This is a genomic window from Methanimicrococcus hacksteinii (genome assembly GCF_032714515.1).
Lineage (GTDB): Archaea > Halobacteriota > Methanosarcinia > Methanosarcinales > Methanosarcinaceae > Methanimicrococcus > Methanimicrococcus hacksteinii.
In genome coordinates, this window is the sequence record NZ_JAWDKC010000012.1 from 105,954 (window position 1) to 122,339 (window position 16,386).

Genomic DNA, 16,386 nt, shown 5'->3' on the forward strand with positions numbered 1-16,386 from the left:
CGTTACTCAATAAAATGAATCAAATCTTCCGTCATAACGCTTTCACAAAAAATGCATCGAAGCGCCAATCCTTTTTCATTTTCCGTGACGGCAAATCTTGTTTCAATCGGTTCGCCGCTGTTGGTGATGCAGTTCGGGTTGATGCATTTGACGATGCCGCAAACCGAGTCGGGCGTCTTGATATGTCTTTTCTGAACCACTTCATAATCGCGGATGATGCTGACCGTCGCCTTGGGCGAAAGCAGAGAAATCGCGTCGACTTCTTTTTCCGTCAGTTCGCGGCCTTCGATTTTCACGACATCTTTGTCCCCGCGGGAACCGCCGGCATTCATGACGACACTGACCGTGTTCGTGAAATTTTCCCCGTCGCTGAGAATGTTTAAAACATTCAGCGCCTGGCCGGGAATGATATGGTCGATGACCGTTCCGTTTTCAATCGCTTTGATTCTTAAATCGTTCTTGTCGCCGAGCTTTTTGGAACGTCTTTTGTCTGTTTCAGGACTCATTCTGTCATCTCCCGAATTTCATTTTCCATGCCGAGCACTTTGCAGAGAATCGCCATTCGAACCGGAACGCCGTAAAATGCCTGTTTAAAATAAGCGGCGTGGATTGTGTCGTCCACATCGTATGAAATTTCATTGACGCGCGGAAGCGGGTGCATGATTTTCATTTCCGGTTTCGCGGTCTGAATCAGCTCTTTTGTGATGCGCATGCTGTTTGAGACACGGTTGAATTCGGCAGGATCCGGGAAGCGCTCTTTTTGAATGCGTGTCATGTAAAGGACATCAATGTCTTCAATGACGTCTTCCATGTTGGTTGTCACCGTCACGTCAATATTTCGTTTCAAAAGGTCGTCGACAATTCTGTCGGGCAGTTTGAGTTCGGGCGGCGAGACAAGATTGATTTTGGCATTGTAGCGTGAAAGCGCGTAGCAAAGAGAATGAATGGTGCGGCCGTATTTCAAATCGCCGGCCAGAGCGATGTTTAAATTTTCCAGATGACTTTCGCGCTTGATGGTATAAAGGTCCAAAAGCGTTTGCGTCGGGTGATGTCCCGCGCCGTCGCCGCCGTTAATAATCGGCGCGGCCGAACATTCCGAAGCCATCAGCGCCGCGCCTTCGCGGGGGTGCCGGAGAACAACCGCGTCGGCATATTGAGACGTCACGCGGATGGTGTCTGAAAGCGACTCACCCTTCGCAATTGAGCTTGCTTCGACTTGTCCCATGTTTAAAACTTGACCGCCGAGGCGAAGCATTGCCGTTTCAAAAGACATGCGCGTTCGCGTACTCGGTTCGAAAAAAAGAAGCGCTAAAATTTTGCCGTCCATAATTTTGGACCCGACCTCGCCTTTGGCGATGGGTTCCAATTTTTCGGCCATTTCCAGAATTTCGTCGAACATTTCTGTTGTGTATTCTCGTGTCGAGATGATATGATGCATCGGCCGCATAGGTAACTCCTGTTTTCTGTTTGTTCAAATGTGGGTTGAAACAACGAACTCGGATATAACTTTAATGTTAGAACGGGAGAAACGAATATAAATTTACTGTCTTTTTTAATTTTATTGTAATTTTTTGAAAAAATCGGGAATGATTTTATAAAGTGTGATGAAATAAAGCGAATTATATTGCGTTAAAATCAATTTATTGACCTGAACAGTGAAGGAATTCAAAAATGGTTCAAATTCAAGTTGCTTTGGATGTTGTTGAGCCGGACCGCGCGGTTCGAATCGCCGAAGAGGCGGCTGCCGGCGGCGCCGATTGGATTGAAGCCGGAACGCCGCTGATTAAAAGCGCGGGCATGGATATTATCCGCAGGCTCCGCAAAATTTTTCCGGATAAAATAATTCTCGCCGATATGAAAACAATGGATGTCGGCGCAGCAGAAGTTGAAATGGCCGCCAAGTCCGGCGCGGACGTCGTCACAATTCTTGCGGCCGCCGACGATGCGGTGATTCGGCAGTCTCTTCTTTCCGCCAAAAAATACGGTGTCCGCATCATGGTCGATCTGATCTCATTTCCGGACCCGCTTGCGCGCGCCAAAGAGGTTGAAGTGCTCGGCGTGGATCTAATCAATGTTCATGTCGGCATTGACGCCCAGATGACCGGCGTTTCGCCGATTGAAACGCTCAAAAAGCTGGCGGCAGAGACGGACATGGAAATTGCCGTTGCGGGCGGGCTGACACCCGAAACTGCGGGAGAAGCAGCCGATGCCGGCGCGGATATTGTGATTGTCGGCTCTTACATCATCAATTCCGACAACGTGACGCAGTCGGCAGCCGACATTCGAAAAGCTGTCGATTTAAGCGCGAAATCGCGGGCGCCCGCGGCAGAAAAAAAATCCAAAGAAACCGAAATGATTGAAATTTTCAAAAAAGTTTCAACATCGAACATTTCGGATGCGATGCACAGAAAAGGCGCAATGCAGGGCATTTCTTCGAAAAACCCGGGAAAGAAAATTGTCGGACGCGCCGTTACGGTCCGATCTTTCGGCGGCGACTGGGCAAAGCCGGTTGAAGCGATTGACATCAGCGGTCCGGGCGACATTGTTGTGATTTACAACGGCGATCGGGACATTGCCATGTGGGGCGGCCTTGCCACACTGACGGCCGTGAACCGAAAATTGGAAGGCGTTGTCATTGACGGCGCGGTTCGTGATTTTGACGAAGTTCAAAAATCAGATTTTCCGGTTTTTGCGTCAAATGTCGTTCCGAATGCGGGCGACCCGAAAGGACTCGGAGAAATCAATGTTGAAATTATCTGCGGCAATCAAACCGTCAATCCCGGCGATTATATCATCGGGGATGACAGCGGCGTTGTCGTGGTTCCCAAAGAGCGGGCGTATGAAATTGCGCGCCGTTCGGAAGAGGTTTGGAAGCGCGAAAAAAGGCTTTTTGAGGAAATCAAAAACGGAAAAACATTGGCAAGCGCTCTTGAGCTTCTGAAATGGGAAAACAAAAAATAATCGGCGGCCAAAGTTTTTGACTGCCGGACAGGGTTTATTTTAAATTTAATGGGGGAAAAATATGAGACAAAAAAGATCTAAAATGCCGGACGTACCGCTTTTAATGACGCCCGGGCCGACGCAGGTCCGTGAAAACGTTCGGATTATCCGTGCTCTTGAAATGACGAATCCGGATTTGGATTTGAAATTTTTCAGATTTTATCGGAAAACCTGCTTTAAGCTGGCGGCTTTTATGAATACGAATTCGCAGGTGCTGATTTTAAGCGGGGAAGGGATGCTTGCTTTAGATTCGGCCTGCGCTTCGCTTGCAGAACCCGGTGACCGTGTTTTGATTATTGACAACGGTCTCTTCGGAGAAGGGTTTGCCGATATGGTCAAAGCTTACGGCGCCGAGCCTGTCGTCTTTAAAGGCGCGCGGACGCGCGGCATTTCTTCGGAAAATCTGCGCGAGTTTTTGAATGAAGATTCGGATTTCAAATTCGCAACAATCGTTCACTGTGATACGCCGTCGGGCGTGTTGAACGATTTGAAAGAAATTTGCCCGCTTCTCAAAGCGCACGGCATTCTGACGGTCGTTGACGCTGTTTCGTCAATGGTCGGCGAGCCGCTTTACACGGATGACTGGGGCATTGACATTTGTATCGGTGCTTCTCAAAAAGGATTTTCCGCGCCGCCCGGGTTGGCTTTCTTAAGCGTCAGCCCCGATGCCTGGGACGCGATTGAAAACCGGAAAACGCCGATTCCGTCCTATTACTGCAATTTGCTGCTCTGGAAAAACTATTTCGAAGACTTCTGGTTCCCGTACACGCCGCCGATCAGCGACATTTACGGCTTTAACGCGGCTTTGAACAATGTTGTCAAAGAAAAAGGCACGCTCAAACGGCACCGCAGAATCGCGAAAGCCGTTCGAAAAGCAGTCATTCGTTCGGGATTGTCCCTTTATTTGAGATCCGATTACTGCAGCACCGTGACCGCAGTCAATGTTCCCGAAGGCGTGGACGGCGAAGCGCTGATTCAGAGAATGAAAAATGAAACCGGCATTTTAATCGGCGGCAATTTCGGAGAATTGAAAGGAAAAGTAATCCGCATCGGCCACATGGGCGAAAACGCGCGGCTGGAATATGTCTCAGAAACGCTGAAAGCGCTCCAAGAAACGCTTGAAAAAGAAGGCGTTGTCTTGAACGCCGATATGGAATCCGTTTTCTTGGAAGAAATGGTGAAGAAAAAATAAGAACGGCTTGCCGTCTTTTTTCTTCTTTTAATTTCTAATTTTATTTTAATTTCTAATTTAATTTTCATTTGAATTTTATTTTCATTCGAGTTTAATTTTCATTCGAATTTTATTTTTGCATCCGTTCATTCGACCAATTCGCTTGAAGAGACCAGCGGGATGAGTTCGACGCCGATTTCTTTTAATGATTCGGCGGCGCCGGATTCGCGGTCCACGATGGTAATGACTTTTCGGATGACGGCGCCGTCTTCTTTGAGTGCGAGAATCGCTTTTTTAACGGAACCGCCGCTGGTGGTAACGTCTTCCATTAAAATGATTTCTTTGTTCAAGTCCAAGTCGCCGACATAACGGCTTTTGGTTCCGTATTCTTTTTCGGATTTGCGGATGATGAGAAGCGGGCACTGTGTCGAAAGCGAAACGGCTGTTGCGATCGGAACGCCGCCGAGTTCAACGCCGCCGATAATCACATTTTCGGCCGGTGTTTCCGTAACGGACGGGAGCAGTTCGGCGATGCAGTCCGCGATAATTTTCAATGTTTTCGGATCGGTGCTTGCTTTTTTAATGTTAATGTAAAAATTGCTTTTCTGCCCGGATGCCAATGTAAATTCGCCGAATTGAACGGCGCTGCAGTCTTTTAATGCCTGAATTATTTTAGAATTATCCATAACGATCAGCTGAAAAAAATTGTAAATGAATTGTAAATGAGTTTAAAATGAAATTGTAAATGAGCTTAAAATGATTTGTAAAATTGAAATGAAAGAATTGTTTTGAAATTTGAATCAAATTCAGGATGATTAAACTTTGCGGTTACCAAGGTTCGTTTTTAATGCCGAGCCAGTAGCCGACGATATTTGTTCCGATGTGAAGCGCCGGCGTCATAATCAGAATGACGATGAATGTCAGCCAGTCCAGTGTTGCCGTCAGCCATCCGAAAGATGTCAGGGCTGTCAGCAGGAACGCGCCGATCAAAAAGTCATATTGGTCGGCAAGCGGCAAAGACTGTCCTCTTTGCAGGCCGAGGCGGCGTTTAATGAAACTGAATGCCATGTCGCCCAAAAGAGCGCCGATTGCGAGTGATAAAATCGCAACGCAGGCGGACAGGTCAAACGCGCCGGGAACGCCGGACGCGCTGAATCCGGGAAGCGAAATGCCGAAGAAATGAAAACCGCGGCTGAGCAAAAAGATTTCGGCAAGCCCGGTTAAAAATCCGAGAAGAATGCCTGCAAAAAAACCGCGCCATGTTTTGCCGTCGCCTAAAATGCGGCGGCCGTCTTTCATTGTTTTCCCGCCGTCGATCGGTTTTCCGCCGCCGAAAACTGCGGCAAAAGAGTTGGGAAGATATGCGGGGAGCATAACCCACAAACCGACAACGATTGCTGTTCCGATTTCAATCAACATTTTTTAAACCTTTGAATTTGTTTTTAACAGTATTTTTGAATTGACATACGTTTTGGATTGAACATATGTTTTTGATATTGACATATGTTTTTCGTTTAATTATGGTATAATTAGAAAATGAATGGCTGTTTCATAATTATATTTATCGCGGCAGATTCTTGAAAATCATATTCATCTTCATACAAAATGGTTATACTCATTATCCTTTTTGTATCTCATTTTTCTATCCGGCCATATTTTTCAATTTTAAACCGACTTCAAAAGACTTTGTCTGTCGGTTTTTTCTCAAATCTGAAAATCGTTTTGTTGTAAAATCCGGCGGCGAACTTTGAGTTGTTTTCATTTCATTTTCATCTAATTTAATCTTATAATATTCATTCGACCGCAATAGTTTTAATACCCTGTTTTATTTTAATATTCATTATTTAATATTTTCAAAAATATTTCGATTTATTTAAATAATTGAACACTAATTCCCAAATTGCAGGATTCAAATCAAAATTCAATGATTTCGTCTCAAAATCTCATTGAATCAAACCTAAGATCGGTTGAATACAAAACAGAATTTCTTTCATAAAAGCCGAAATTCGTTAAACAAAACAAAATCCGCTGAATAAATACAAAATTTATCGAATAAATTTGAAATTCGGGGTTTGAAAATTCCGGTGAAAATAAACAATGAAAAAAAATCAAAATGCAATTTGCCGCGTCTAATCTTCGGTTCCGCCGATTTTTATTCGGGTAAAAAAAGGTGATTATTTGATCGATTATGAAATCAAAATACTGGATGAAAAAGATTTAATTTTTGTCTCGGATTTAAGAAATTTGGGCATCCCGCGAAATGTTGCCCTTGTTCTTGTCTATTTGTCAAATGTCAAGGAAGCGTCTTCTCGGGAAATTGAAATCGGAACAGGTCTCCGCCAGCCCGAAATCAGTCTTGCCATTTGCTTTATGGACGACAACGCCTGGATTAAAAACCATATGCTGAAAGCCAACAAAAAAGGGCGGCCGCTGAAAGTTTATTCCCTTTGCGTGCCGCTGGAATCCGTCTATGCGTTCTATGAAAAAAAAGCGCAGCAAGACTATGAAGAATCCATCTCCAAAATCAATCAGCTCAAAGAATATCTTCAGAAGAACAGGTAAAAATGAATTATAAAAGACAAACGAGTTGTTTACAATTCATTTTTTCATGTATTTTTTAATTTTATACCTTTTTAATTTTGTACCTTTTTAATTTCATATTCTTTTAATTTTCATTTTTTTTAATTTTGTATCTTTTTTAATTTTGTATCTTTTTTAATTTTGTATCTTTTTTAATTTTCATGTTTTAACAACGGATTTTTGGGAGAACGTTTTAATCGTCCTCTCCTTCAAAAACCATGTCCGTTATGTCAATTCCGTCGGTTCCGATTTCTTCTTCCGGATCATATTCGACGCCATCTTCATCAACATAATTTTCTTCCGTAAATCCTTCTTCTGAAAATTCCTCTTCTGAAAAGCCATTTTCTGAAAATTCATCTTTTGAAATGTCCTCTCCTGCAGAAATTTCATTTCCGCTTTCACATTTCTTTTCAAAACCGTTTTCATCCGGTTCCGCGCCGAGTTTGCGGGCAATGATGTATGTTTCCTGCCTCTCGGGTTCAATGACTTCTTCAACGACATAGCCGGCTTCTTCTATTTTTCGAAGAACGGCGGATTTGGAACGGTTTTTCGGGATTTTAATGACCTGCAGCAAACGGCCGCCGGCCCTGAGAAGCGGCGTCATTCGAATAAGCGCCGACACGGAATCTGCCGGCTCAAGCGTCATATCATTTAAAAGAACGTCAAACAAACCGTTTTTGGAAACTTCGGCGCCGGCTGCTTCTTCAAGCGGAACCGTGAAAACATCGGCGAACATGACGCTGATATTTTCATTTTCATAAGCCAATTTTCCGAGTTCCGTCCGGAAATCTTTTGAAAATTCAATTCCGTGCGCGTGACCGGAAGCGCCGATGTGTTCCCCGGCAAACATCAGAAATCCGCCGGCGCTGGAACCCAAATCCAGAACATAATCGCCTTCTTCAAAAAGCGGAATTCTTTCATGAATCGCTTTAATTTTAAAATAGCCGCGCGGCATATCCAAGCCTTCTTCCACATCAATCACGTCTTCTGCCGTGATGTTTTTGGACGGCTTTGTGCAAACGGCGCCGTTTAATTTTACTTTGCCGTCCTCGATTGCCCTTTTCGAACGGCCGCGCGATTTGAATAAACCCGTGTCCACCAAATAACTGTCAAGTCTCATAGAACGTCCACAACTTCACTTTGATATAAATAACATCTTGCTGAAAGATGAAATACCTGCTTATTTACAATCATTTGAAACAATGTATTAAATAGGTTCGATAATAATTGAAATTGTTTTTCAATTTGAAAAACAAATGGGCTTTCAAATGAAAATCAAATTGAAAAATAAATTGAAAAGCAAAATGAATGGAGATTTACACAATGGTTAAATTAACAGCTGAAATGAAAGAAGACATTAAAAGCGTGGGCGTTCTTCCGCTTGCAACCGCAACCAAATCCGGCGTTCCGAACGTCGTTCCGATTGCAATTCTGGAAATTGACGACAGTGATGAGAAAGACGATTACATCAACATTATGAATAATTTCTTCCTCAAAACACTCAATAACATCAAAGAAAACCCGCTTGTCGCTCTTTATTTCTGGACGCCCGAGACAATCGGCTGCAACCAAATCAAAGGCGAAGTTGTTGAAATCACCGCCCAAGGCAATGTTTACGAAGATTTTGCCGCCCGCGTCAGACCTGAAAAACCCGATTTGCCGCTCAAAGAAGTTCTCCGCGTCAAAGTGACCGAAGTCTTTGACTGCCAGCTCGGCAAAGAAGCCGGCAAAAAGAAGCTGTGATGAATCAAATCTGATTCCGCTTCTTTTTTTTTCTTTTTCTTTTTATTCCCTTTCCATTTTTTTAAATTTCTTTTTATTCTTTTTTTGTCATTTCCCTCACTTTCAGAATTTTAATTTAAATCTGAAGGGCGTTTTTATTCAATTCAAAAATCGGTGCGGTCCGCGCGCGATGCGGCCGCAGCAGACGGCGGCAGGCTGCAGCAACTGATTTTTCATTTTGTTTGAAAAACAATAAAATGAAAGAAATTAGAATGAAAGAAATTAGAATGAACGAATTTAAAATGAAAGAAATTAAAATGAAAGAAATATAAAACAGGGAATTTTTAAATAGACAGCAAGTCTATTTTCATTGTTCTTTTAAAAACGGTCAAATGGTTTTAAAATTTAAGGAGATGTAAACAATGGTTAAATTAACCCCTGAAATGAAAGCAGATATTCAAAAAGTCAAAGTTTTGCCGCTTGCAACCGCATCCAACGACAAAACCCCGAACGTCATTCCGATCGGAATCGCTGAAATCGACGACAGCGACGACAAAGATGATTACATCCACATCATGAACAACTTTTTCTTAAAAACCATCGCCAACATCCGTGAAAATCCGAAAGTCGCGCTCTACATCTGGAGCCCCGAAACTTCCGGCTGCATTCAGATTAAAGGCGAAGTCGCAGAAATCGCAGCCAAAGGCAATGTTTACGACGACATGACCGGCCGCGTCGCGGAAGCCAAACCCGGACTTCCGATGAAAGAAATTATCAGAATCAAAATTACCGACATCTTTAACTGCAAAGGCGGAAAAGATGCCGGGCAGAAGATTTTGTAAATTGAATCAATAATTTTGCCGGAATTTTCCGGCATTCTTTTTTATTTGTATTTATATCTTTAAAAAACGACATCATAAACTGAATTTTGCGGCGATTAAACTATTATTCACCGCATTTTTGCAATGATTAGCCGACATATTCGCCGCAAAATTTGCGGAGATTATTTATATATTCGACGCATAATCTGCGGAGAATAAATGAAAAAACTGCTGCTTTTGCATGTTTCTGCGGAGAATAAATAACATCGGGAGGATTTGAAATGACGGAATACATCTACGATTTGGAAAACTGGCCGAATTTTACATGGGATTATGAAAAAATCACCAAACCTCTCGGCGAGGTTCGAAATAAGCAGGGCAAATTAATCGGGAAAATGTCGGCATTGGGCTTTTCGATGGAAGAAGAAGCTGTTTTAAAAACAGTATCTCTTGAAATCGTTAAATCGTCCGAAATCGAAAATGAAAAATTGAATGAAAACGAGGTTTACTCATCCATTGCGAAACATTTGGGGATGGATAAACCGGGCCTGGTTCCTTCAAGCCGTCAAGTGGACGGTATTGTTGAAATGACTTTGGATGCCGTCCTAAATTATAAAGAACCCTTGACGAAAGAACGTTTGTTCGAATGGCATAAATCTTTGTTTTCGGAAAATAAAAGCCGGTTAAAAGTTATCGGGAATTGGAGCCCGAACCAAATGTATGTCATTTCGGGAAGACCGGGAAAAGAAATTATTGAATACATCGCGCCGAGCCCCGACAGGGTTCCGTTCGAAATGGACCAATTTTTGGAACGGATTAATTCGAATGAAAAAATCGACCCCGTATTAAAGGCCGGAATCGCACATTTGTGGTTTGTCATCATTCATCCGTTTGAAGACGGAAACGGCCGAATCACACGCGTAATGACTGATATGCTTCTGGCGCGTGCGGACGACACCCCCCGGCGTTTTTACAGTATGTCCGCTCAAATTCAAAAAGAGCGCAAAGAATACTACAAAATGATTCAAAAAACGCAAACCGGAACATTGGATATAACGGATTGGCTGATCTGGTTTTTGAAGATCGCCGAAAAAGCGATAGACGCGTCTGAAAGTACAATCGGAAATATCCTTCAAAAAACAGACTTTTGGAAAAAACATTCCGAGACGAACTTTAATGATCGACAGACAAAAGTCATCAAATTGCTGCTTGGCGATTTTGAAGGAAAATTAACAACATCCAAATGGGCAAAAATTACGAAAACATCCCAAGATACGGCGTTAAGAGACATTAAAGATCTGATTCAAAAAGGTGTTTTGGAGCAGAAAGCGGAAGGCGGGAGAAGCACGAGCTACAAACTTTCCGATTTGAAATGAATTAAAAAGAAAAAAAGAATTAATAATAAACAAGTTCAAACAAATTCAAATTATTGGCAATAAATCTGATTTATTGCCGATAATTTGATATATGTTCTTCTCTAATAATTTCATTATGAATAAATTAAATGTTGAAAATTTTAAAAAACAATTTATGAGTCAGGAAATCTTCAATGTAAATGATTTTCTTCAATATTACGAAACGAAAGAACCGGATATTCCAAAATCCACAGTAAATTGGAGAATTCACAACTTGGTCCAAAAAGGAGTCATACACCGCGTTGGCCGGGGTTTATATAAATTCGGAGAAACAAAAACATTTACGCCCGAATTGACTGAAAATCTCAAAAAACTCGGAAAAATAATTCAATCTGATTTTCCCGGAACTAATTTTTGCGTGTGGGAGCTGTCGGTTATTAATCGACTCAGTCATCATTTAATAAATTATAACATTTATTTTGCAGAAATCGAAAGAGATGTCTTAAAATCAGTGTACTATGATTTAAAAGAACATTATCAAAATACAATACTTGTTCAAAATTTGTATGAGGATCTTTCTGAATTTAATAATTACATTATATTGAAACCTCTTGTTACTGATTCGCCTTTGAAGGGCATTGAGAATATTCCGGTACCGTCATTAGAAAAATTACTGGTTGATTTATGTGCCGACAAAGAATTTTCCCCGTTCTGCGGCAGTGAAATATATTCTATTTATCAAAACGCTTTCAATGATTATTCAATAAATTGTAATAAAATGTTCAGATATGCAAGAAGAAAAGGAAATGAACAAAAAATAATTGAAATAATTGAAACAATAAATCGGCAATAAATCCAAAATATTGCCGATAATCTGGTAATATGATTGATGATAAAAGCACAACGTACGAATGGATTGTATCAACTTCCGAGAACGGCCGTATTAATAAAGTTCTTTTGGAGAAAATGATTCGTGCGTTGACATTATTGGACGGGTTAGCAGAATCCGATTTGGATTTCGTATTCAAAGGCGGAACATCTCTGGTTTTACTGCTGCATCCGATAAATCGAATATCCATAGACATTGACATTATTACATCGGATGAAAAAGAATTGAATGAAATATTACAAAAAATATGCGATGATAAAGGATTTTTGAGATTTGAGAAAGATGCGCGGAAACATATAACTGCCATCGAAAAAGAACATTATAAGCTGTATTATAAATCCGTGATAAATGAAGACGAGGAATACGTTCTGCTGGATGTGCTGAGAGAAAATATACTTTACACGAAAATATTAACAAAAGAAATTCGGCATGAATTTATTGAAATATCAGGAAATCCGAATGTCATTCAAATTCCGGACATCAACAATTTGTTAGGGGACAAATTGACAGCTTTTGCGCCAAACACAACAGGCATTCCGTACCAAAAAAACGGGCAAGAGATGGGTATGCAGATTATAAAGCAAATGTTCGATATCGGTTGTTTATTTGACGAGGCCGATGATATTAAAGTTGTCTCTGATGTTTTTTCAAAGTTTACAAAAGCCGAATTGAGTTATAAGGGTCTTGATGCCGGTCCAAATGATGTTCTTGACGATATCATTGAAACGGCTTTGCTGATTTGTTTAGAAACTGAAATAAAAAACGAGGCGCTGAAAATATTAAAGCAAGGTATTGTCAGTGTCCGTTCTTACATTTTTTCCGGAAGATTCAATGAAAACCGCGCAAAAATTGCGGCATCTAAAACGGCATATGTCGCTTCGGCAATAAAATATGGCGGAATGGAAATAAACAAATTTCATTCAGGCATGAATGTCCGAGATTTAGAAATTGCCGGCGCTCTGGATACAAAAATCACAAGAATTATGAAAAAAGCAAATCCTGAAGCTTTTTTTTATTTATATCAAATTTCCTTACTTCTAAACGAAGAATCATAACAAACATATTTCGAAATTAGTTTCCCGTGTTTAAACCGCTTCGCCAAATCTTCTTCATCCGCGTAAGGCCGTTTCAATATCAATTCTTCCGCCATGGATTTATTAAGTCCGGACAATTCTTTTAAAATTGAAAGCCCTGCCGTATTTACATTCACAGGATACGGAACACCCGTAATCGAACGGAAACCGTGATTTGTCACCAAAATATCATAAAATTGATTGAGCTCCAGTTTTTCGGGAACCGCAATCAAAAGCGGATACGTCCCGAATTGACGTCCGAATGTCATGAATTTTGAAACGCCGCTTTTCTCATTTTCTTTTCCGGCGTCTTTTGCGGAAACGGTTTCGCCGACTTCGGCAAACACGTCTTTGAGCACCGTTCCGACCGGAACAACGCGGCGCAGCATCGGCAAGTCAATTGTTTTTCGAACAAGCTCTTTGTGCGCGCGGAAGAGTTTTTCATTTTTGAAATCCGAAATTTTGTTATCGGCTAACGGTGTTTTTTGAAAAACCATCACTTGGCGGAGATTAATTCTCCGGACCATTAAGCCTTCGTCATAGAGCTGTTTCAAAAAATCGTAATTGAGCTGATAGGTTTTCTTGGTTTCTCCGAGAAGGCCGTAAACAAAATTAATGCCCGGCAAAATTTCGGGCATGCCGTTTGCGCCGCGCGCCGCGCCGACTTCGTTGACGAGGCGGACGGCTGCCAATACTTGTTCCGGCGTTGCTTTGAGCCCGTTTGCCTCAATGACGGCGGGATCGGCGCTTTCAATGCCCATCGCAATCACGTCGCCCGGCGTGTGATATTTGACAATTGTGTTTAAAATGTCACGCGACTCTTCGGGATATTCGGCAATCGTAATCGGATTGCCGTTGTCCATGTGAAGCGTTTTCAAATCGGGCGCGACGCGGCGGATTCCGGAATACAGTTTTTCAATCGCCGCGGGATTCGGTTTTAAAATCGCGCCGCCCGTATCAATGCCTTTGTAGGCGAATAAATCCGGCTGGCGGCCGATTCTGAAATGGCGGACGCCGTTTTGATAAAGCAATTCGGTTTCGGCGATAATGTCCTCCTCCTCTCTGAAATCGGGGCGGCCGTAAAACGCTTCCGTGCAGAAAGAGCAGTGCTTTTTTCGGCCGCAGCCGCGGTAGGTTTCAAGCTCGCAGATGATGTTCGGAAAATCGGGGTGCTGCTTTGCGATGAACGCGCCTCTTTTTGCCCAGCCGGCGATTTCGGCGGTTGTTCGATAGCGGGGCGCAAGCGGCAATTGTCCTTCTTCTTTTGAAAAATAATCATAAACAAAACTTTCAATATCTTTCTGCGCGACCGTGACATCTTCGGGCAAAAAGGAAAGGCTTGAGGCGGCGATTCCGCCTTCATTGGAATAACCGAGACGGATCGGGCCGCCGAGGATTTTAACGCCGTCTGAAAGGCGGAAAAGCGCGCGGATTTCGTCAGCGGTAATCGGCGTTCCTTTCAAATATTTGCCGGGGACAGTCATGCCGGAAATGATGATGAAAACGTCGGCGGATTTGAATTGCTCTGTCAGCGTTTTCCCGGATGCGCGGACGGTGTCAATCGTAAAGTAAGAAATATCTTCTTCTTTGAATCCGGCGTCAATCAGCGCGCCTGCCGTGTATCTCGGATACGGGGAAAGATAAGGCGGAACGCCGAAACAGGCGGGCTCGTCCACATAGCCGTCGAGAATAATTGCTTTCATTGTTTTTCCGGTCCGTTCAATTCTGTTCAATTCCGTTCAAATTCGATTCTTTGATTTTCTTGTCAAATGAATACCTTTATTTATTTATCTATCTATTTTTCCGTTATGCCTACAATCGGAATTGCCGACACAACTTTTGCGCGCTACAATATGGGCGCGGCCGCCGTTGACGAACTTAAGCAGCGGATCAACGCGAAAATCATCCGCGTCACGGTTCCGGGAATCAAAGATTTACCCGTCGCCGCCAAAAAATTAATCGAAGAACAAAACTGCGACATCGTGATGGCGCTCGGAATGCCGGGCGCGAAAGCGCAGGATAAAACGTGCGCGCATGAAGCGTCACAGGGAATTATCATGGCGCAGCTGATGACAAACAAACATATCATCGAAGTTTTCGTTCACGAAGACGAAGGGCGCGACGATAAGGAACTCGCTTTTTTAATGGACAGCCGAACGCGCGAGCACGCGCAGAATGTCGTAAAAATGCTTCAGTCTCCCGACCAATTGATTAAAGAAGCGGGAACGGGGCAGCGCGAAGGATTCGCCGACGCAAAACCCGTCGGGCAATAAACCGTTTGAAGAATGAACATCAAAGAATGAACATCGAAGAATGAACATCGAAGAATGAACATCGAAGAATGAATATCAAAGAATGAATATCAAAGAATGAATATCAAAGAACGAATATCAAAGAACGAACGTCAATAAATGAAAATTGGAGGATGAACGATGTCGAAATGGGAATACAAAACCGTCACTTTTGAGACGACCGGTCTTTGGGGCGGCAGTTTAAATGTTTCAAATTTTGATAATGAAGTCAATAAATACGGTCAAGACGGCTGGGAAATGGTATCTTGTTTTGCAACACATCAGGCCCAGGGAAAATCTTCGGCGGTGTTTGCCGTGTTCAAAAGAGAAATTGAAGATTGGTAATCGGGTGAATTCAAATGATTATCACGTTTGCCGCGGTTTCCTGTGAAAAAATCCGTGATTTTGAAAGCGGGAAAACGGATTCCAAACAATTCATCAACCTTTTAACCGAATCCGATAAAATCGGACTTTCCCAAATCGACCGCGCGGCAAACATTTTAGCCGAAGACGACGAATTTTCGAAATATTGGGAAATCACGGGCGCCGGTGAAATTTTAGCGGGCGGCGACGGTGAAGCGCTCATCATTGATCCGGTTTCGTTTGAAGACGGAGACGGCGGCGGTTTTGAAATTTGCAACCCGGCCGTTTACATGACGAATGAAGAAGTGAAAGAGGCCGCCGCGCTTTTGTCCGAAATTGATGAGAAGCAATTCAAAGACGTGTTTGACGCGAAAATGAAAAAGCTCACGAAATGGAGCTTTTTGAACAAAAATAAAAAGGCGCTCAAAGAAAGCGCGCCCGAGATTTTTGAAACGTTTTGGGACGAAGTCAAAATGCTGAGAGATTTTTATCAAAAAACGGGCGATGCGGGAAATTGTGCCGTTATTTTTGTGATGTACGAAGATGCGGATTTTGAATAATTTCGTCTCACGAATTCAACAAAAACACAACTCAAGCGTTATCATTTAATCTTTTTAAAATTTGTACATTTTTCTTTTAAATTTTCATTTTTTTTGAAAACCTCTCCAAATTCCGATTTTGTTCGTCGCTTCGCGCCGCCCAAAATTCGTAATTTGGAGCGGGGTTCGCTGTATTCGGTTCAAACTCAAACATCACTTTTTTAATTTTCGGCAAACCCGAACTCCCGATAAAACCCGAAAAACAATATCCTAAAAGAAGCTCAAGCAAAAAACGGAGTTCGGGTTTTTTAAAGTTGAGAAAAAACGATGTTTCAGTTCTTTGAAAAATTACTGAAAAACCAAAACAACCACCTCCAACGACGAGTTTCGTGAGCGCCAGCAAGCGTTAGGAGGAGTTGGAGATTCGTCCCATGAATTCAACGAAAAACCATATAACAGAATTGGCGAATTGAATTTTAAAAGTTTATTCGTTTTCTTTTAAATTTTCATTTTTTTTGAAAACCTCTCCAAATTCCGATTTCGTTCGCCGCTTCGCGCCGCCCGAAATTCGTAATTTGGAGT

17 protein-coding genes are annotated in these 16,386 nt (G+C 42.4%); 11 read left to right on the plus strand and 6 right to left on the minus strand.

Annotated elements, in window-relative coordinates; all coding sequences use genetic code 11:
- Nucleotides 1-2 precede the first annotated feature (2 nt).
- Nucleotides 3-506: an aspartate carbamoyltransferase regulatory subunit gene (gene pyrI, locus MmiAt1_RS03725; RefSeq protein WP_318785555.1), complete on the minus strand. Its 504-nt coding sequence runs from the start codon at nucleotides 504-506 to the stop codon at nucleotides 3-5.
- The gene (pyrB, locus tag MmiAt1_RS03730; RefSeq protein ID WP_318785556.1) at nucleotides 503-1,447 is read right to left on the minus strand and encodes an aspartate carbamoyltransferase; all 945 of its coding nucleotides are present in this window, start codon (nucleotides 1,445-1,447) and stop codon (nucleotides 503-505) included. Before pyrB ends, pyrI begins: the two co-directional genes overlap by 4 nt.
- Before the next feature lie 224 nt (nucleotides 1,448-1,671).
- Here pyrB and hxlA point away from each other — a divergent pair, with 224 nt between their 5' ends.
- Together hxlA and MmiAt1_RS03740 are read left to right on the plus strand one after the other, a co-directional pair.
- Entirely contained in the window at nucleotides 1,672-2,961 is a 1,290-nt protein-coding gene (gene hxlA, locus MmiAt1_RS03735; RefSeq protein ID WP_318785557.1) for a 3-hexulose-6-phosphate synthase, read from the plus strand.
- 61 nt (nucleotides 2,962-3,022) lie between these two features.
- A complete protein-coding gene (locus MmiAt1_RS03740; protein ID WP_318785558.1) occupies nucleotides 3,023-4,192 on the plus strand; it encodes a pyridoxal-phosphate-dependent aminotransferase family protein in 1,170 nt (389 codons plus the stop codon).
- Nucleotides 4,193-4,317: 125 nt separating this feature from the next.
- Here MmiAt1_RS03740 and pyrE read toward each other — a convergent pair whose 3' ends face one another.
- Entirely contained in the window at nucleotides 4,318-4,857 is a 540-nt protein-coding gene (pyrE, locus tag MmiAt1_RS03745; RefSeq protein WP_318785559.1) for an orotate phosphoribosyltransferase, read from the minus strand.
- 142 nt (nucleotides 4,858-4,999) lie between these two features.
- Nucleotides 5,000-5,590: a CDP-2,3-bis-(O-geranylgeranyl)-sn-glycerol synthase gene (locus MmiAt1_RS03750; protein WP_318785560.1), complete on the minus strand. Its 591-nt coding sequence runs from the start codon at nucleotides 5,588-5,590 to the stop codon at nucleotides 5,000-5,002.
- 759 nt (nucleotides 5,591-6,349) lie between these two features.
- On the opposite strand from MmiAt1_RS03750, the gene MmiAt1_RS03755 reads away from it, so the two are divergent.
- Nucleotides 6,350-6,733: an MreA family transcriptional regulator gene (locus MmiAt1_RS03755; RefSeq protein WP_318785561.1), complete on the plus strand. Its 384-nt coding sequence runs from the start codon at nucleotides 6,350-6,352 to the stop codon at nucleotides 6,731-6,733.
- Between the two features lie 211 nt (nucleotides 6,734-6,944).
- Here the strand turns inward: MmiAt1_RS03755 and MmiAt1_RS03760 are convergent, their stop codons facing one another.
- Nucleotides 6,945-7,871: a S4 domain-containing protein gene (locus MmiAt1_RS03760; protein WP_318785562.1), complete on the minus strand. Its 927-nt coding sequence runs from the start codon at nucleotides 7,869-7,871 to the stop codon at nucleotides 6,945-6,947.
- A gap of 203 nt (nucleotides 7,872-8,074) precedes the next feature.
- On the opposite strand from MmiAt1_RS03760, the gene MmiAt1_RS03765 reads away from it, so the two are divergent.
- From MmiAt1_RS03765 to MmiAt1_RS03785, 5 genes are all read left to right on the plus strand, one after another.
- Complete coding sequence (locus MmiAt1_RS03765; protein WP_318785563.1) at nucleotides 8,075-8,494, plus strand: pyridoxamine 5'-phosphate oxidase family protein; 420 nt, start codon at nucleotides 8,075-8,077, stop codon at nucleotides 8,492-8,494.
- A 401-nt stretch (nucleotides 8,495-8,895) separates the two neighbouring features.
- A complete protein-coding gene (locus tag MmiAt1_RS03770) occupies nucleotides 8,896-9,315 on the plus strand; it encodes a pyridoxamine 5'-phosphate oxidase family protein (RefSeq protein ID WP_318785564.1) in 420 nt (139 codons plus the stop codon).
- A gap of 260 nt (nucleotides 9,316-9,575) precedes the next feature.
- Nucleotides 9,576-10,670, plus strand: coding sequence for a Fic family protein (locus MmiAt1_RS03775; protein WP_318785565.1), 1,095 nt, complete (start codon nucleotides 9,576-9,578; stop codon nucleotides 10,668-10,670).
- 115 nt (nucleotides 10,671-10,785) lie between these two features.
- Nucleotides 10,786-11,502 carry a type IV toxin-antitoxin system AbiEi family antitoxin domain-containing protein gene (locus tag MmiAt1_RS03780; RefSeq protein ID WP_318785566.1) on the plus strand — a complete coding sequence of 239 codons (717 nt, stop codon included), beginning with the start codon at nucleotides 10,786-10,788 and terminating at the stop codon, nucleotides 11,500-11,502.
- Between the two features lie 29 nt (nucleotides 11,503-11,531).
- Nucleotides 11,532-12,593: a nucleotidyl transferase AbiEii/AbiGii toxin family protein gene (locus MmiAt1_RS03785; protein WP_318785567.1), complete on the plus strand. Its 1,062-nt coding sequence runs from the start codon at nucleotides 11,532-11,534 to the stop codon at nucleotides 12,591-12,593.
- On the opposite strand, the gene MmiAt1_RS03790 is transcribed toward MmiAt1_RS03785, so the two are convergent.
- Nucleotides 12,560-14,314 (minus strand): radical SAM protein, encoded by a 1,755-nt coding sequence (locus MmiAt1_RS03790; protein ID WP_318785568.1) that lies wholly within the window; start codon nucleotides 14,312-14,314, stop codon nucleotides 12,560-12,562. The genes MmiAt1_RS03785 and MmiAt1_RS03790 overlap by 34 nt on opposite strands.
- A 105-nt stretch (nucleotides 14,315-14,419) precedes the next feature.
- Here MmiAt1_RS03790 and ribC point away from each other — a divergent pair, with 105 nt between their 5' ends.
- The 3 genes from ribC (at nucleotide 14,420) to MmiAt1_RS03805 (ending at nucleotide 15,825) form a co-directional block, all read left to right on the plus strand.
- Nucleotides 14,420-14,884, plus strand: coding sequence for a riboflavin synthase (gene ribC, locus MmiAt1_RS03795; protein WP_318785569.1), 465 nt, complete (start codon nucleotides 14,420-14,422; stop codon nucleotides 14,882-14,884).
- A gap of 159 nt (nucleotides 14,885-15,043) precedes the next feature.
- Complete coding sequence (locus MmiAt1_RS03800; protein WP_318785570.1) at nucleotides 15,044-15,247, plus strand: DUF4177 domain-containing protein; 204 nt, start codon at nucleotides 15,044-15,046, stop codon at nucleotides 15,245-15,247.
- Nucleotides 15,248-15,261: 14 nt separating this feature from the next.
- On the plus strand, nucleotides 15,262-15,825 hold the full coding sequence (locus MmiAt1_RS03805; RefSeq protein ID WP_318785571.1) for a DUF1877 family protein: 564 nt from the start codon (nucleotides 15,262-15,264) through the stop codon (nucleotides 15,823-15,825).
- Nucleotides 15,826-16,386: the final 561 nt, after the last annotated feature.

What these genes read in the sequence shown, in the direction of transcription:
- pyrI (WP_318785555.1), bottom strand. Translation starts at nt 506, where the DNA reads ATGAGTCCTGAAACAGACAAAAGACGTTCCAAAAAGCTCGGCGACAAG.
- pyrB (WP_318785556.1), bottom strand. Translation starts at nt 1,447, where the DNA reads ATGCGGCCGATGCATCATATCATCTCGACACGAGAATACACAACAGAA.
- hxlA (WP_318785557.1), top strand. Translation starts at nt 1,672, where the DNA reads ATGGTTCAAATTCAAGTTGCTTTGGATGTTGTTGAGCCGGACCGCGCG.
- MmiAt1_RS03740 (WP_318785558.1), top strand. Translation starts at nt 3,023, where the DNA reads ATGAGACAAAAAAGATCTAAAATGCCGGACGTACCGCTTTTAATGACG.
- pyrE (WP_318785559.1), bottom strand. Translation starts at nt 4,857, where the DNA reads ATGGATAATTCTAAAATAATTCAGGCATTAAAAGACTGCAGCGCCGTT.
- MmiAt1_RS03750 (WP_318785560.1), bottom strand. Translation starts at nt 5,590, where the DNA reads ATGTTGATTGAAATCGGAACAGCAATCGTTGTCGGTTTGTGGGTTATG.
- MmiAt1_RS03760 (WP_318785562.1), bottom strand. Translation starts at nt 7,871, where the DNA reads ATGAGACTTGACAGTTATTTGGTGGACACGGGTTTATTCAAATCGCGC.
- MmiAt1_RS03765 (WP_318785563.1), top strand. Translation starts at nt 8,075, where the DNA reads ATGGTTAAATTAACAGCTGAAATGAAAGAAGACATTAAAAGCGTGGGC.
- MmiAt1_RS03770 (WP_318785564.1), top strand. Translation starts at nt 8,896, where the DNA reads ATGGTTAAATTAACCCCTGAAATGAAAGCAGATATTCAAAAAGTCAAA.
- MmiAt1_RS03775 (WP_318785565.1), top strand. Translation starts at nt 9,576, where the DNA reads ATGACGGAATACATCTACGATTTGGAAAACTGGCCGAATTTTACATGG.
- MmiAt1_RS03780 (WP_318785566.1), top strand. Translation starts at nt 10,786, where the DNA reads ATGAATAAATTAAATGTTGAAAATTTTAAAAAACAATTTATGAGTCAG.
- MmiAt1_RS03785 (WP_318785567.1), top strand. Translation starts at nt 11,532, where the DNA reads ATGATTGATGATAAAAGCACAACGTACGAATGGATTGTATCAACTTCC.
- MmiAt1_RS03790 (WP_318785568.1), bottom strand. Translation starts at nt 14,314, where the DNA reads ATGAAAGCAATTATTCTCGACGGCTATGTGGACGAGCCCGCCTGTTTC.
- ribC (WP_318785569.1), top strand. Translation starts at nt 14,420, where the DNA reads ATGCCTACAATCGGAATTGCCGACACAACTTTTGCGCGCTACAATATG.
- MmiAt1_RS03800 (WP_318785570.1), top strand. Translation starts at nt 15,044, where the DNA reads ATGTCGAAATGGGAATACAAAACCGTCACTTTTGAGACGACCGGTCTT.
- MmiAt1_RS03805 (WP_318785571.1), top strand. Translation starts at nt 15,262, where the DNA reads ATGATTATCACGTTTGCCGCGGTTTCCTGTGAAAAAATCCGTGATTTT.